The organism is Haloparvum alkalitolerans (assembly GCF_055381565.1).
Genome location: NZ_AP043938.1, coordinates 159636 through 174009 on the forward strand (window position 1 = coordinate 159636; position 14374 = coordinate 174009).

The 14374-nt window shown below is 71.1% G+C and carries 15 protein-coding genes and 1 tRNA gene; 10 read left to right on the forward strand and 6 right to left on the reverse strand.

Annotation, left to right across the window (positions count from 1 at the left end; translation table 11 throughout):
- Positions 1-200: 200 nt before the first annotated feature.
- The 4 genes from pstB (at position 201) to ACZ432_RS03250 (ending at position 4098) form a co-directional block, all read left to right on the forward strand.
- Positions 201-1058, forward strand: a complete 858-nt coding sequence (gene pstB, locus ACZ432_RS03235; RefSeq protein ID WP_426963675.1) for a phosphate ABC transporter ATP-binding protein PstB — start codon at positions 201-203, stop codon at positions 1056-1058.
- Between the two features lie 166 nt (positions 1059-1224).
- Positions 1225-1899, forward strand: coding sequence for a phosphate signaling complex protein PhoU (phoU, locus tag ACZ432_RS03240; protein ID WP_426963673.1), 675 nt, complete (start codon positions 1225-1227; stop codon positions 1897-1899).
- 97 nt (positions 1900-1996) lie between these two features.
- The gene (locus tag ACZ432_RS03245) at positions 1997-3052 is read left to right on the forward strand and encodes a DUF1611 domain-containing protein (RefSeq protein ID WP_426963672.1); all 1056 of its coding nucleotides are present in this window, start codon (positions 1997-1999) and stop codon (positions 3050-3052) included.
- Positions 3052-4098, forward strand: a complete 1047-nt coding sequence (locus tag ACZ432_RS03250) for a dipeptide epimerase (RefSeq protein ID WP_426963671.1) — start codon at positions 3052-3054, stop codon at positions 4096-4098. The genes ACZ432_RS03245 and ACZ432_RS03250 overlap by 1 nt, the downstream gene beginning before the upstream one ends.
- Positions 4099-4110: 12 nt before the next feature.
- Here the strand turns inward: ACZ432_RS03250 and ACZ432_RS03255 are convergent, their stop codons facing one another.
- Genes ACZ432_RS03255 through ACZ432_RS03270 form a run of 4 tightly spaced genes read right to left on the reverse strand, consistent with a single transcriptional unit; the run spans position 4111 to position 7717 of the window.
- A complete protein-coding gene (locus ACZ432_RS03255; RefSeq protein ID WP_464378857.1) occupies positions 4111-5274 on the reverse strand; it encodes a DUF7972 family membrane protein in 1164 nt (387 codons plus the stop codon).
- A gap of 6 nt (positions 5275-5280) precedes the next feature.
- A complete protein-coding gene (locus ACZ432_RS03260; protein WP_426963670.1) occupies positions 5281-6147 on the reverse strand; it encodes a PspA/IM30 family protein in 867 nt (288 codons plus the stop codon).
- 52 nt (positions 6148-6199) lie between these two features.
- A complete protein-coding gene (locus ACZ432_RS03265) occupies positions 6200-6988 on the reverse strand; it encodes a MogA/MoaB family molybdenum cofactor biosynthesis protein (RefSeq protein WP_426963669.1) in 789 nt (262 codons plus the stop codon).
- Positions 6989-7009: 21 nt separating this feature from the next.
- Entirely contained in the window at positions 7010-7717 is a 708-nt protein-coding gene (locus tag ACZ432_RS03270) for a hypothetical protein (RefSeq protein ID WP_426963668.1), read from the reverse strand.
- 125 nt (positions 7718-7842) lie between these two features.
- On the opposite strand from ACZ432_RS03270, the gene ACZ432_RS03275 reads away from it, so the two are divergent.
- The 3 genes from ACZ432_RS03275 to ACZ432_RS03285 all read left to right on the forward strand — a co-directional run bounded on the left by ACZ432_RS03275 (position 7843) and on the right by ACZ432_RS03285 (position 10380).
- Complete coding sequence (locus ACZ432_RS03275) at positions 7843-8883, forward strand: zinc-binding dehydrogenase (RefSeq protein ID WP_426963667.1); 1041 nt, start codon at positions 7843-7845, stop codon at positions 8881-8883.
- Positions 8873-9259 carry a hypothetical protein gene (locus ACZ432_RS03280; protein WP_426963666.1) on the forward strand — a complete coding sequence of 129 codons (387 nt, stop codon included), beginning with the start codon at positions 8873-8875 and terminating at the stop codon, positions 9257-9259. Before ACZ432_RS03275 ends, ACZ432_RS03280 begins: the two co-directional genes overlap by 11 nt.
- A gap of 98 nt (positions 9260-9357) precedes the next feature.
- The gene (locus tag ACZ432_RS03285; protein WP_426963665.1) at positions 9358-10380 is read left to right on the forward strand and encodes an alpha/beta fold hydrolase; all 1023 of its coding nucleotides are present in this window, start codon (positions 9358-9360) and stop codon (positions 10378-10380) included.
- A 75-nt stretch (positions 10381-10455) separates the two neighbouring features.
- Here ACZ432_RS03285 and ACZ432_RS03290 read toward each other — a convergent pair whose 3' ends face one another.
- Positions 10456-11091: a TVP38/TMEM64 family protein gene (locus ACZ432_RS03290; protein WP_426963664.1), complete on the reverse strand. Its 636-nt coding sequence runs from the start codon at positions 11089-11091 to the stop codon at positions 10456-10458.
- Between the two features lie 160 nt (positions 11092-11251).
- On the opposite strand from ACZ432_RS03290, the gene ACZ432_RS03295 reads away from it, so the two are divergent.
- Positions 11252-11626, forward strand: coding sequence for a DUF5830 family protein (locus tag ACZ432_RS03295; RefSeq protein WP_426963663.1), 375 nt, complete (start codon positions 11252-11254; stop codon positions 11624-11626).
- Between the two features lie 7 nt (positions 11627-11633).
- Here ACZ432_RS03295 and ACZ432_RS03300 read toward each other — a convergent pair whose 3' ends face one another.
- The gene (locus ACZ432_RS03300; protein WP_426963662.1) at positions 11634-12773 is read right to left on the reverse strand and encodes a DUF7115 domain-containing protein; all 1140 of its coding nucleotides are present in this window, start codon (positions 12771-12773) and stop codon (positions 11634-11636) included.
- Between the two features lie 155 nt (positions 12774-12928).
- Here ACZ432_RS03300 and ACZ432_RS03305 point away from each other — a divergent pair.
- Positions 12929-13084, forward strand: a tRNA-Met gene (locus ACZ432_RS03305).
- Positions 13085-13208: 124 nt separating this feature from the next.
- Positions 13209-14243 (forward strand): transcription initiation factor IIB family protein, encoded by a 1035-nt coding sequence (locus ACZ432_RS03310; protein WP_426963661.1) that lies wholly within the window; start codon positions 13209-13211, stop codon positions 14241-14243.
- The last annotated feature ends 131 nt before the right edge of the window (positions 14244-14374 follow it).

Consider the following 14374-nt stretch of genomic DNA (forward strand, 5'->3'; position numbering starts at 1 on the left):
ACGTGATAGCAGCGTATTTAGGTCCCTGCCGCTCAATCCCGTATTGATGACCAGTGACGCCTCCGTAGCGGAGGAGTGGACCCCAGGTGACCCGGTCGGCTCTGCCGGGGCCGAAGGGGCAACGGCCGGCGCGCGCGGCGAGGCCGGCCCGTCCGCGGTCGCGCCGCTCTCGTCGCGAACATCGACGTCTCCTTTCCGCCATGAGTGACAGCTACAACGCGACGGCAGACGACCAGTCCGACGACCAGCCGACGACCGCGCCGGCCGAGACGACGGAGGCGACCCCGTCGGTCGAGCGGATCCCCGAGCGCGAAACCGCGCTGACCGCCGACGAACTCACCGTTCACTACGGCGAGGAGCAGGCGCTCCAGCCCACGAGCGTCGGCATCCCCGAGAACGAGGTCACGGCGATCATCGGTCCCTCGGGGTGTGGCAAGTCGACGTTCCTGCGGTGTATCAACCGCATGAACGACATGATCGACAGCTGCCGGGTCGACGGCGAACTCCGGTTCCAGGGGAAGAACGTCTACGACGACGACGTGGACCCGGTCGCGCTCCGGCGACGCATCGGGATGGTGTTCCAGAAGCCGAACCCGTTCCCGAAGTCCATCTACGACAACGTCGCCTACGGGCTGAAGGTGCAGGGCAAGGAGGTCACCGACGAGGCGGTCGAGCGCGCGCTGAAGGGCGCGGCGCTGTGGGACGAGGTGAACGAGCAGCTCGACTCCTCGGGGCTGGACCTCTCCGGCGGACAACAGCAGCGCCTCTGTATCGCGCGCGCCATCGCGCCGGACCCGGAGGTCATCCTGATGGACGAGCCGGCCTCCGCGCTCGACCCGGTCGCGACCGCGAAGGTCGAGGACCTCATCGACGAACTCGCCGAGGAGTACACCGTCGTCATCGTCACGCACAACATGCAGCAGGCGGCCCGCATCTCGGACAAGACCGCCGTGTTCCTGACGGGCGGCCAGCTCGTGGAGTTCGGCGACACCGACCGCATCTTCGAGAACCCCGACAACCAGCGCGTCGAGGACTACATCACGGGCAAGTTCGGATAGCCGACCGTCCCGCGGACGCGGGCGGTGGCGGACGGTCGGTGCGGACGTCGAGACCCGTGGCCCGCCGTGCCGTCGCAGGTGGTTTACCTTTATGTCGGTCCGTTCAGTCGTTCCGGTAGACGCATCCGAGTCGGCCATCGGCCCGGACCGGACAATCCCCCTGACAATGGTACGAAAGGAATATCAGGCCAAACTCGACGAACTGCGCGACGACGTGCTCTACATGAGCGAGGTCGTCGCGGAGCGACTGCGGATGTCGCTCGACGCACTCGAACGACAGGACGACGACCTCGGTCAGGAGGTCATCGACCGCGACCACGAGGTCAACGAGATGTACCTCGAGCTTGAGAAGCAGTGTACCGACCTCATCGCGCTCCAGCAGCCGGTCGCGGGCGACCTCCGCTTTATCGCCGCGTCGTTCAAGATCATCACGGACCTCGAACGCATCGCGGACCTGGCGACCAACCTCGGCGAGTACGCCGGGCAGGCGGAGCGGGAGCTGTTCCCGGACGTGGACGTCCAGCGCATCGGCGACGAGACGCTGGAGATGCTGGAGTCCGCGATGGAGGCGTACGCCGACCGCGACGAGGACCGCTGTTACGCGGTCGCCGAGCGCGACAACGAGGTCGACGACCTCTGTGCGGCCGCCAGCGAAGTCGTCGTTCGCGACCTGATCCAGCAGGAGGAGATCGGCGAGGACGCCAACGCCGAGACGACGATGCGCGAGGTCCAGCGGCTCCTGTTGACGATCCGCGACCTCGAGCGCGTGGGCGACCACGCGGTCAACATCGCCGCGCGCTCGCTGTACATGATCGACAACGACGACGAGTTGCTCTACTGAGGGGCGTCGGAGCAGCGCCCCCGACCGCGACGTCCGACCACCGGCAGCCCGGGCCGTCCCCGCCTCATTTATGCCCGCCGGCGAGCACCCACCGATCATGAGCGACGACCGCATCGTCATCCTCGCCCACGAGAAGTTCCCCGACCACGCGAAGACGGCGCTCGGCGTCATGCGCTACGGCGACCAGGAGGTCGCCGCCGTGCTCGACCGCGAGAAGGCCGGCAGCCGCGTCCACGACCACGACGACACGCTCCCGGCCGACGCGCCGGTCGTGGAGTCGTTCGCGGACGCGCTCGCGGCCGCGGACGGCGACGTGGACGCGCTCCTGATCGGCATCGCGCCCATCGGCGGCGGCTTCGACGAGTCGTGGCGCCCGGACGTGCGCGCGGCCATCGAGGCGGGCTGTGACGTGGTCGCCGGCCTCCACTACTTCCTCAACGAGGACGAGGAGTTCGCGCGGCTCGCGGCCGAGCACGGCGTCGACCTCCGTGACGTGCGCGAACCCCACGAGGGGATCTCCGTCGCCGAGGGGCGCTCGGCCGAGGTCGACGCGGACGTGCTGCTCACGGTCGGCACCGACTGCGGCGTGGGCAAGATGACCGCCTCGCTGGAGATCGTCGCCGCCGCCCGCGAACGCGGGATCGACGCCGCGTTCGTCCCGACCGGACAGACCGGGATCATGATCGCCGGCTGGGGGAACCCGATCGACCGCGTCGTCTCCGACTTCACCGCGGGCGCCGTCGAGGAGATGATCCTGGAGACGGGCGACGACCACGACCTGCTCGTCGTCGAGGGGCAGGGCTCCATCGTCCACCCCGCCTACTCCGCGGTCACCTGCGGCATCCTCCACGGCGCGATGGCCGACGGGCTCGTGCTGTGTCACAAGGACGGCCGGGAGGCGGTCCGCGGGTACGAGTCCTTCCCGCTGCCGCCGCTTCACGAGTACGTCGGCCTCTACGAGCGCCTCGCCGCGCCGGTCCACGAAGCGCCGGTCGTCGCGGGCGCGCTCAACACGAAGGACGTGGCCGACGACGGGACCGCCGCCGAGCGCGTGAGCGACTACGCGAACGCCATTGGCGTGCCCGCGACCGACCCCGTCCGCGACGGCGCGGACGTCATCGTCGACGCGGTCGAGCGCGAGGTGCTGGACTGATGGGTCTCGACGCGTCCTTCGAGCGCGTCACGCTCGAACTCGACCGGCCGTTCTCCATCGCGCGAGGGACCCAGACCGAGGCCGAGAACCTGGTCGTCCGAATCGCGGATGACGGCGGGATGACCGGGGTCGGCGCGGCCGCGCCCTCGGGCCACTACGGCGAGACCGCCGACACGGTCGCGGCCGTCCTCCCGGACCTGCTCGCGGTCGTGGAGGAGGTCGGCGACCCCCACGCGCTCCACGAGATCGAGGCGCGCATGCGCGAGGTCGTCCGCGGGAACCCCGCGGCCCGCACGGCGGTCTCCATCGCGGTCCACGACCTCGCGGCCAAGCGCCTCGGGGTGCCCCTCCACCGCATGTGGGGACTGGACCCGAGCGAGGCGCCGAAGACCTCCTACACGGTCGGCCTCGCGGAGACCGAGCGCGTGCGGGAGAAGGCGGCCGCCGCGGTCGAGGCGGGCTATCCGGTCCTCAAGATCAAGCTCGGCACCGACCGCGACCGCGAGCTGATCGAGGCGGTCCGCGAGGCGGCCCCGGACGCCCGCCTCCGCGTGGACGCCAACGAGGCGTGGACGCCCCGCGAGACGGTTCGGAAGAGCGAGTGGCTCGCCGACCACGGCGTGGAGTTCATCGAACAGCCCGTCCCCGCCGAGGACCCCGAGGGGCTCCGGTTCGCCTACGAGCGCGCCGCGCTCCCCATCGCGGCCGACGAGTCGTGCGTGACGCTCGAGGACGTCCCCGCCATCGCGGACCGGTGCGACATCGCGAACCTGAAGCTGATGAAGACCGGCGGACTGCTGGAGGCGCGCCGGATGATCGCCACCGCCCGCGCGCACGGACTGGAGGTCATGCTCGGCTGCATGATCGAGTCGAACGCGGCCATCGCGGCGGGCGCGCAGCTCTCGCCCCTGCTCGACTACGCGGACCTGGACGGCTCGCTGCTGCTCGCCGAGGACCCCTACGAGGGCGTGGACCTCTCGGGGGGGACGATTCGGCTCGCGGACCGGGCCGCGCCCGGGACCGGGGCGCGGCGCCGGTCGGAGTAGGTCACCGCCGACCTACTCCGATTCACCGTCGGTCTCCCGCAACACGAACGGGCCGATGGAGAGCGTGCGCTTCGTCACGGTGACGATCCGGAGGATGTAGGACAGAAGCAGCGCGAACGGCGCGATCGAGACCGTCGCGGCGCCCGCGACGAGCCACAGCGCGTCGGAGACCCCGAGCGTCGTCGCGGTGAAGTCCCCCGGGTCGACGAACGCCAGCGTCGCGATGGCGACCGACAGCGCCGGGACCGAAGCCGCCAGCAGCACGCGCGAGAGGTTCGACAGCTCCCACTGGAAGTAGAGCGTCTTGACGTGCTCGCGGGCGGGGCCGAACAGCTCGAGGAGCGTCACCAGCTCGTCCAGCTCCTCGCGGGCGGGCTCGGGGAGGCGGTCGCCGGTCCCGTACAGGAGGCGCTTCCCCTCGTAGATCTTCCGCGAGTAGTTGAACGCGAGCGCCGCGAGCAGCGCGTCGAAGGTGCCGAACTCCGCCCCGTCGAGTCGGCGAGCGACGGACGACGCGTTCCCCACCACCCCGTCGACGTAGTCGTCGACTCGGTCCGACAGCTCCGCGTCCCCGGCCGCTTCCGCCATCGCCTCGTCGATCTCCCCATCGTCGATCTCCCCCTCGGCCGCCGCGGCGAACGCCGCCGCGCGATCGCGAGTCGCTTCCACGAGCGCGCGCAGGAACGCGGCCGGCTCCGCGGGCGCGACGGGCTCGCCCATCGCCTCGGCCGCGTCGTCGCGGAACGTCAGCGCCCCCTCCATGCGCTCGCGCTGGTCGCCGACCGCGCCGAGCTCCTGTGAGAGGATCAGTTGCGAGAGCGTCAACACCAGGGTCACGCCGGTGATCGTCGAGCCGATCAGCGCGTTGAACAGCGTCTCGGTCGAGTCGCCGCGTTCGAGCAGGGCGTCGGCCGGTAGCGGATGCGCGATCCCGGTCGCGACCACGGCACCGAAGACGACGAACAGGATCCCGGCCGCGACGACCCGACGGTCGGCGTCGAGTATGACCCACGAGACCGGACGGCTCACGTTCATCCGGCCACCCATGTCGTCGCCGGCCGCGTCGTCGCTGACCGTGTCGTCGCCGGCGTCGTCACCAGCGTCGTCGCGGGACGCGTCGCCATCGGCCGCGTTGGCCACTCCGGCACCCCCGTCGTCGCTCGGGGGTGGCGTCATCCGTCGCTACTGGTCATCGTCGCGGAGCTCCTCGAGCTCGCTTTCGATCTCCTCGTCGGCGACCTCGGTCTCCGCGTCGGCGTCCTCCTCGACGTCCGTCCCGGCGCCGAGCTCCTCCTCGAGGTCGGCCTCCTCCGCGGTGGCCTGTTCGGCGTCGGTGTCCGCGTCGGCCTCCGCCGCGCCGTCTTCGCCCTTCAGCGTCGCCAGCTCCGCCTCGATCTCGCGGTCGGCCGAGAGCTCGTCCAGCTCGCGGTCGATGCTGTCCTTGTCCGAGAGGGCGTCCTCGAAGGCGCCGGAGTCCTGAAGCTCGTCCATCGCCTCGGCGCGTGCCTCCATCTCCTCGGTGCGGTCCTCGGCGCGTTCGATGGCGCGCCCCACGTCCTCCATCTCGTCGCCCGCGCCAGTCATCGCCTCGGAGACGCGCGAGGAGGCCTCCGCGGCCTCGTAGCGCGCCTTCATCGTCTCCTTCTTCGTGCGGAACTCCTCGATGCGGCTCTGGAGCTCGTTCTTCTTCTCGACGAGGTTGTCCTGCGTGTTCTGCAACTCGGCGATCTGCGCCTCCAGCTCCTCGATCTGCTGCATCTTCGACTTCTTCTTCTCTAACGCCTGCCGTGCGAGGTCGTCGCGGTCCTGCTCGACCGCCTCGCGCGCCTGCCGGTTGTGTTTCTCGACGTTCTCCTCCAGCCGGCGCTTCTGGATCTCCAGCCGCTTCTTCTGTGTCGTCAGGTCCGCGATGCCCTGTTTCACGTCCTGGAGTTCGTCACGCATCTGCTCGTAGGAGTAGTCCAGCGTCTCCGAAGGGTCCTCGGCCCGGTTGAGGAGGGCGTTGAACTTCGACCGGATGACGTAGGAGGCGCGCGAGAGGATTCCCATGTCCCGCCGTTGGCGCTCCAGCGTTTAAAACCTCATGTGGCCCGCGGCCGCGTCACGTCGCGTCGGGGGCGTCCTCGCCGTTCCCGTCGTCTCCATCCGCCTCGCCGCCGCCGCCCGCCTCGCCGCCATCCTCGCCGCTATCCCCTTTCCCGCCATCCTCGCCGCTATCCCCTTTCCCGCCATCCTCGCCGCCATCATTCTCCTCGTCGCCGTCCGCGTCCCGCGTCGCCAGCCCCGCGAGGTGACCGACCTCGGGGAGGATTATCTCGTCGACGCCGAGCCGGACCGCGTTCTCGGACCCCGGTAGACAGAAGACCGGCACGCCGTCCGCGATCCCCCCGATGGCTCGCGAGCCGACGGTCCGCGTCCCGACTTCCTCGTAGGAGAGCCGGCGGAACAGTTCGCCGAACCCCGGGAGGTCCTTCTCGAACAGCTGTCGGGCCGCCTCGGGCGTCACGTCGTCGGGCGTCACGCCGGTGCCCCCGGTCGTGATCACGGCGTCCGTGTCCGCGCGGCCGACCAGCCGGTTGACCGTCCCCTGCACGCGGTCGAAGTCGTCCGGGATCAGCTCCCGCGTGACGACCTCGTGGCCGGCGTTCTCGATCGCTTCGACCGCGTAGTCGCCTGATGGGTCCTCCTCGAGCGAGCGCGAGGAGGAGACCGTCACGACCGCGACGCCGACCGTCTCCGCGTCGTGGGCGTGGTGGTCGTCTCCGCCGTGGTCGTGGCCCTCTCCGTGATGATCGTGGCCCTCCCCGTGGTCGCCTCCGTCGTGGGCGTGGTGGTCGTCTCCGTCGTGACGGCGGTCGTCTCCGTGGTCCGCTCCCCCGTGGTCGCTCATGCTCCCGGCTTCCGGCCGCGGTTACAAAAACTCCCCGCGCTCGACGCTCATCGCTCGGTCCCCACGCCCCGGACCGAGCCACAGCAGGACTCCCACCGCGATCCACGCGAGCCCGAGGGGAACGAGCGCGGCATTCGTCGTGACGAGAACCCGACTGACGGAGAGCGGGAACGCCCCGAGCAGGTCCAGCAGGACCAGCACCGCGGGGACCGCGGGTGCGGCGAGCAGGAGCCATCCTGCGGCGGCGGTCCGGACGCCTTCCCCCCGCGCGCGGACCGCAAGACCGAGCGCGCCGGTGCCGAGAAGGACCGCGGCGTAGCCGAAGAGGAACAGCAACGTCAGCAGCAGGCCGGCGGGGTCCTCACCGGTCGCCGGGACCGGAGTGAAGCCGGCGGCGACGTACGCCGCCGCCGAGCGCGCGTGCAGGCCCGCGAGGAGGACCCAACCGAGCGCGAAGAGGCCGAGACCCGCCCGGTCGACCCGCGTGGGAGAGGGGCCGAACGCGCGACCGAGGCCGAGCGCCCCGAGGCCCACCCCCAGCCAGCCGACCAGCGCGAGGAGGTCGAAGCCCGTCCCGGCGTACGGGCGCGTGCCGAGCGCCGCGAGCGCGAGCGTCGGCGCGAGGGTCCACGCGAGCGCCCCGCAGGCGGCGACCGCCCCGGCTCGCGGTCGCCGCGACGAGGGGAACGGCGCCGGCGTCCCGACCCCTCCGTCCGTGTGGCGGTCCATGTGCTCCACTCGCGACCGGAGCGGATAACTCCTCGCGCCGGTGGTCGTCCCCTCACACCGGGGTCGCGCCCGGTTCGCCGCCCCTTCCCGAACGTTCTTGTGACCGCGGTGTGGTGGTGATCCGCATGAAGGCGGTTCAATTCGGCGAGCACGGCGACCGCGACGTGATCGAGTACGGCGAGTTCCCGGACCCGGACCCGGCCGCGGACGAGGTGCTCGTGGACGTGAAGGCGGGCGCGCTCAACCACCTCGACGTCTGGACACGAAAGGGGCTCCCGGGCGTCGACCTCGAGATGCCGCACATTCCGGGCAGCGACGCGGCCGGCGTGGTCGAGGCGGTCGGCGAGGACGTGACTCGGTTCGAGCCGGGCGACCGCGTCACCGTCACCGCGGGCGTCTCCTGCGGCGAGTGCGAGTTCTGCCGTGACGGCGACCCGACGCTCTGCTACCGGTTCAACATTTTGGGCGAGCATCAGCGGGGCGTCCACGCGGAAACGGCCGCGGTGCCGGAGGAGAACCTCGTCCCGGTCCCGGAGGGCGTCGACTGGGAGGTCGCCGGCTCCGCGTCGCTCGTGTTCGGCACCGCGTGGCGCATGCTCCACACGCGCGCCGACGTGGAGGCCGGCGAGAAGGTCCTCGTGCTCGGCGCCTCCGGCGGCGTCGGCCACGCGGCGGTCCAGATCGCCGCCCACGCGGGCTGTGAGGTGTTCGCGACCGCCTCCAGCGAGGAGAAGCTCCGCTACGCCGAGGCGTGCGGCGCCGACCACGTCATCGACTACGAGGCGAACGACTTCGCCGACGAGGTCGCCGAGATAACCGGCCGCAGGGGGGTCGACGTGGTGGTCGACCACGTCGGGAAGGAGACGTACCCCGACTCCCTGAAGTCGCTCGCGCGCGGCGGTCGGGTCGTCACCTGCGGGGCGACGACCGGGCCGAACCCGGGCGCCGGTCTCGACCGCATCTTCTGGAACCAGCTGTCCGTGATCGGCTCCACGATGGCGACGCCGGGCGAGGTCGACGACGTGCTGGAGCTGGTGTGGGACGGCACCTTCGAGCCCCGGATCCGCGAGGTCCTGCCGATGAGCGAGGCCGCGCGCGCCCACGAACTGCTGGAGGATCGGCAGGGCTTTGGGAAAGTGGTGGTAAAGCCCGACAGTGAGTTCTGAGACGGAGCGCGGGACCGGCGAGGAGGCGGACCGCGGGAGGGAAGCCGACCCCGAAGGCGACCGGGCCAGGGAGACGGCGGACGCGAACGCGCTCCGCGAGGACGGGAGGGACGCCGGCCGGGACGCGGGCGTCGCCGCCCCGACCGCGACCGACGGACCCGAGGCGGACGGCTTCGGCCGCGCCGGCTGGGTCCTCACCGCGACGCTCCTGGTCTGCGTGCTGGTCATCCCGGGCATCATCTACGTCTACCCCTACGTCCTCGGCTCGTTCGGGCTGACCTTCTTCGGGACGTACCTCGCGCTTCCCCTGGTGCCGGCGGTCCTTCTGGGACTCGTCGCCGTCTGGTCGATGAGCGCGGCCGTCAGCGAGGAGTAGCGACGACCAATCGGCGGCGAGTGGCGACGACCCGTCGGCGGGCCGTCGAGAACGCGGCGCGCCGTAGCTATTTCCGCCCCGACGTGTTACCGGACCCCATGAGCGACTCGTCCGAACCCGACGCCACGTCGGGAGACCCGACCGGCAGCCGCCCGGAGGCGGACGCTTCGGACGCCGGGGACGCCGCGGCCGGGGTGACCGACCGGGTGCGCGACGCCGCGTTCGACGACGAGGTCCCTCCGAACGTGCCCGGACGGTCGCGGCTCGTCGAGACGAACGGCGTCACGCTCCACGTCGTCGAGGCGGGGCCCGCGGACGGCAAGCTCCTGATCCTTCTGCACGGCTTCCCGGAGTTCTGGTACGGGTGGCACGAGACGATCCGGCCGCTGGCGAACGCCGGCTTCCGCGTGGTCGTCCCCGACCAGCGCGGCTACAACCGCTCTGAGAAGCCGGCGGAGGTCGGCGACTACCGGATCGACGAACTCGCGGCGGACGTCGTCGGCCTGATCGACGCCTACGACCGCGAGACCGCCGCGGTCGCGGGTCACGACTGGGGCGCAGCAGTCGGGTGGTGGCTCGCGCTCCACCACGCCGACCGCGTCTCGGAGTTCGTCGCGGTCAACGTCCCCCACCCCTCCGTCTTCGAGGAGACGCTCCGAACGTCGTGGCGCCAGCGGCTCAAGAGCTGGTACTTCCTCGGGTTCCAGTTGCCGGGCGTCCCGGAGCGCGTCGCCCGAGCGGCGAACTGGCGGCTCCTCGTCCGCGGGATGCGGCGGTCGAGTCGGCCGGGAACGTTCACGCCCGACGACTTCGCCAGATACCGGCGGGCGTGGTCCCGTGACGGCGCCTTCTCGGCGATGTTGAACTGGTACCGCGCGGTCGTCCGCGAGCGACCGGCGCCGGACCGCGAGCGCGTCGAGGTCCCGACCCTGGTCGTGTGGGGCGCCGAGGACGAGTTCCTGCGCTCCACGATGGCGAGCGCCAGCGTCGACCGCTGCGCGGACGGGCGCCTCCTGATGGTCCACGACGCGACCCACTGGGTCGTTCACGAGGAACCGGTCCGTGTCGCGGAGGCGGTCGCCGAACACGCCGACGACCTGCCGCCCGGCGCCCGCGAGTGACCGGGCGAGGCGGCGAGGGGCCGCGGACGGCGCAGCGACGGACCGCGGGGAGACGCAGCACAGAACTGCGAGCCGTCACGCCGCCGATTGCTCGCGGTAGCCCCGGTAGAGCGGCCCGGCCAACAGGAGGACGCCCGCCGCGGCCATCCCGACCAGCAGCGCCGGATCGAGCCCCGAGAGGCCGCCGGCGGCGACGCGGTCCGCGGAGACGCCGACCGCGACGCCGGCCACGACCCACGGCAGCTCGCCGAGCGCGGTCCCGAGGAGGAACGGGGCCGTCCCCACGCCGGCCACGCCCGCGGCGACGGAGACGGCGTCAGAGGGCGCCGGTAGGAGCCGGCTGGCGGCGACCGAGCGCGTGCCGCCGGTCGCCGAGACGACGCGCTCGCCCACCCTCGCGACCCGACCCTCCCCGTCCCCGCGGCCGACGAGCGCCAGCCAGTACGGCGGCAGCGCCGTGAGCGTCACCAGCAGCAGGCCGAACGGGACGCCCGGCCAGCCGTAGCCGTACCCGACCGCGACCGCCAGCAGGGTCGTGGGCCACGCGAGGAACGGCCGGACCGCCGCGAGCGCGAGCAGGACCAGCCCGAACCGGAGGGGTCGCGCCGCGATCCGTGCCAACTCGTCGAGAACGGCCTCGGGCGAGGTGATCAGGAATCCGGCGACGACGACCGCGAGGACCGTCGAGCCGGCGACGAGGCGGCGCTTCACGGCAGCCGGTGGGCGAGCCCCCGATAAACGCCTTGTGGGTCCGGCGCGGCGTCGGCGGACCGTTCGGCGGCCGCCCTCTGCCCGGCAAACCGTCCGGCGGCCGTCCTCCGCCCGCGACCCGCTCCCGTTCGCTTATAACCGCCGTCCGCGAAGCGCGGGTGTGACGCGCGACCGGTCCCGCGAGGAGAAACTGGAGCTGGCGCTGGAGTTGCTGGCGCACGTGGAGCGTGAGGAGCTTCCGCTGCCCGACGCCGTCGACCGGATCGAGACGGTCACCGACAGCCCGTCGCTCACCCGCGACATCCTCGACGCGGCGGAGAAGCGGGGGATCGTCGACCGCGAGGACGGCCGCCTTCGGGTCCGGACCGGCGGCACGTACGTGAACTTCGACGCGCAGGTGGTCCGGCGGGAGGGCGAGTTCGACTGCCGGCGCTGCGGCGCCTCCATCTCGACGGGCCACTTCGTCCGGTTCGAAACGGGCGAACTCGGCCCGTTCGGCCCCGAGTGCGTCAGAAAGGTAACCGGCAGGGACTGACCCGGAGTCAGCGACCGCGCCGGAGCTCCTCGATCAGCTGCTCGATCAGCTCCGCCTGTCTGTCGAGCTGCTCGGACTGTGCCTCGACCGTCTCGCGCAGCGCCGCCACCTCGTCCGCGAGCGACTCCTCCTCGACGCCCGCCGGCTCGAACCCCGACCCTCCGAAGCCGTCCCCCTGCTCCGGCTCCGCGGCCGCGGCGTCTGGCCCCTCGCTCTCGGCGGGTTCCGCACCGCTCGCTCCCGTCTCGACCGGATCCGAAACGAGAGGGTCCGCGTCCGGCGTCGCTTCGGCCGCCGAGTCCTCCGGCGCCGTCGTCCCCTCGGGCGTCGCCGGAGCCGCCGACCCCACCGACTCCGCCGTCTCCGCCGCCTCCGCCGACGCCTCCGGCTCGGACCCCTCGTCCTCCGCCGCCGGGGAGGCCGAGAGGGGGTCCGGTCCGTCGCCGAAGTCCGTAGTCGAGGCCCCCCCGCGGTCCGCGTCGTTGCCGTCCTCGGCGGTGTCCGCTCGCTTCGCGCGGAGCTCCGCGGGCGACCCCACGTCGTGGTACTCGCAGATAGCGTCGATGAGCGCCTCGCGGACGGCGCGTTTTGACTCGTTGGGGGCCTTGAACCGCTCCTGCCTCCCGGCGTGAGTGAGCACGACCGAGGTGGCGACGGTGCCCTCCTCGAAGTCGAGCCCGGTCACGTCGTCGAAGTGGAACTCCTCGTACTCCTCGTCCCACACCGCGGAGCCGACGTGTTTGACCAGCCGGTCGCTGGTCACGATCAGCGTCAACTCGGAGAAGCGGAAGGTTCGCAGGACCGACTCGCCCGGGTCCGTGAGGCCCGCCGCGGACAGCACGCCGGCGAGGATCGGGTGGAGCGCGTCGTCGACGCGCTTGGTCGGCACGGTGATCGTCTCGGTGCCGTCGAGCCCGTACTCCAGTTGGATCTTGGCCTTGCGGCGGCCCTCGGAGACGTCGATCCGCTCCACGTCGTGGGGGTACTCCGTGACGCTCTCGTCCGAGAGGAGTCCGTCCGCGCGATAGACGAGCGTTCGGGTCGGCGTCACCGCGAGGGCATCCTCGCCGCCGAGATCGACGTGGGCGACGACGTCCTCCCCGTCGACCGCGCCCGCGAGCATGGAGGGCAAGTCGGCCTGGCTCATTAGCGAGGTGATTCGTCCCGTCGCGTATAAATCCGCGGGGTTGCCGGGGGAACCGGACCGTTTCGCGCGCTCTTCGCTCCCCGGGCGTGTGCCCCGATCCCACCGCCGTGAGAGATGGGAAGGTTAAAGAGTATCATCGCGGTACGTGGGAGTGAGGCCGGGTGGCTTAGCTGGACATAGCGCCGCACTCATAGGGTTACGAGATTCGGTGCGGTACGCCTGCCTTGGAAGCGTCCGCGACCCACTGGGGCTCCGCCGAGCCTCGTACCTGGGTCATGCGGAGATCGCGGGTTCGGAGCCCGCCCCGGCCATACATCGTTTTCTGCCGCCGTCTCGACCGATCCGTGAGTCCATTCGCCGATCTCCGCTCGGGCGCCGCCGGTAGTGTGTGTGATTCGGTACCATTATTGAGCCGCATTAAGTCATCCACAAGACATGAGTGACGAGTTCGTCGACGAGATCGACGACGTGCTCTCGGAGGTCTTGGGGGATGTCGACGCCACGTCGGGGGCCGAGGTCGAACGGAACATCACCTTCGGGCAGTCGGTCTCCGGCGAGCGACAGACGGCGTTCGTCGACGACCGGATCGAGCAGTTGGCGGCTGATCTAGACGTTCCGGAAGCGACGGTCGACCTCGCGAAATCGCTGCGCGACCAGTATCGGGATCAACGCGGCGACCTCATCGGCACAGCGCTCGAACTGGTCGCCGCGTCCTGTCTGTACTGTGCGGTGAAGGTGACGGAGGTTCCGCTGGATCCGACCGACTTCGAGGCGGCGGACGAGACGGTCGTCACGCGGAAGGCGCTGCTCCGCCGGTCGAAGGACATCGCGAGCACCGTCGGGCTCGACCCCTCCGCGTTCTTCGGTAGCGAGCAGTACGTCGACCGGTACTGCGAGGCGCTCGACGTGTCCGACGCGGTCAACCAGCGTGCCCACGAGATCATCCAGATTACTGAGGAGTCCGGGCTCTCCAGCGGGAAGAGCCCGTCCGGGTGGGCCGCGGCCGCCGTGTACAACGCCTGTCTCGACGTGCGCGAGAAGCGGACCCAGCAGGAGCTCAGCCGCGTCGCGAACGTCTCTGAGGTGACGATCAGGAACCGGTACCAGGAGCAGCGCGCGGGGCTCCGACGGGCCGAACCGTTACCGTCCGATCCGAACGACGTCGTCGGGCACGTGGCTGACGCGAGCGAGGTTCAAGCCGCGACGCGGGAGCTCGCGGAGCTGCTGATCCGGAACGCGCGGGCGGCGGACTATCCCGTCGACGAGGAGGCCACGCTCTGGGCGCTCGCGGCGCTCCGGAGGGCGAGCCTGCTGACGGACGGCGACGTGAAGCTCAAGACGCTCTCCCAGTACACCGACGAGGACTCGGACGAGATCTCCTCGCGGGCGCGGGAGCTCCGCTCCGTCTTGAGCCAGGTCGAGCTGAACGAGTTCCGGATGCAGCACGCACAGCAGGTGGGCGAACGGTAGCAGTGGCGTCCGAAGCACGGTCGAACTCCGATCAGGACGGACACGGATCGGGACGAACGGTAGTCGACCCGTGCACTGAGGAGACCGCGCTCGCGGGACGGTCGATGACCGATACACAAAGGTACTTGTCC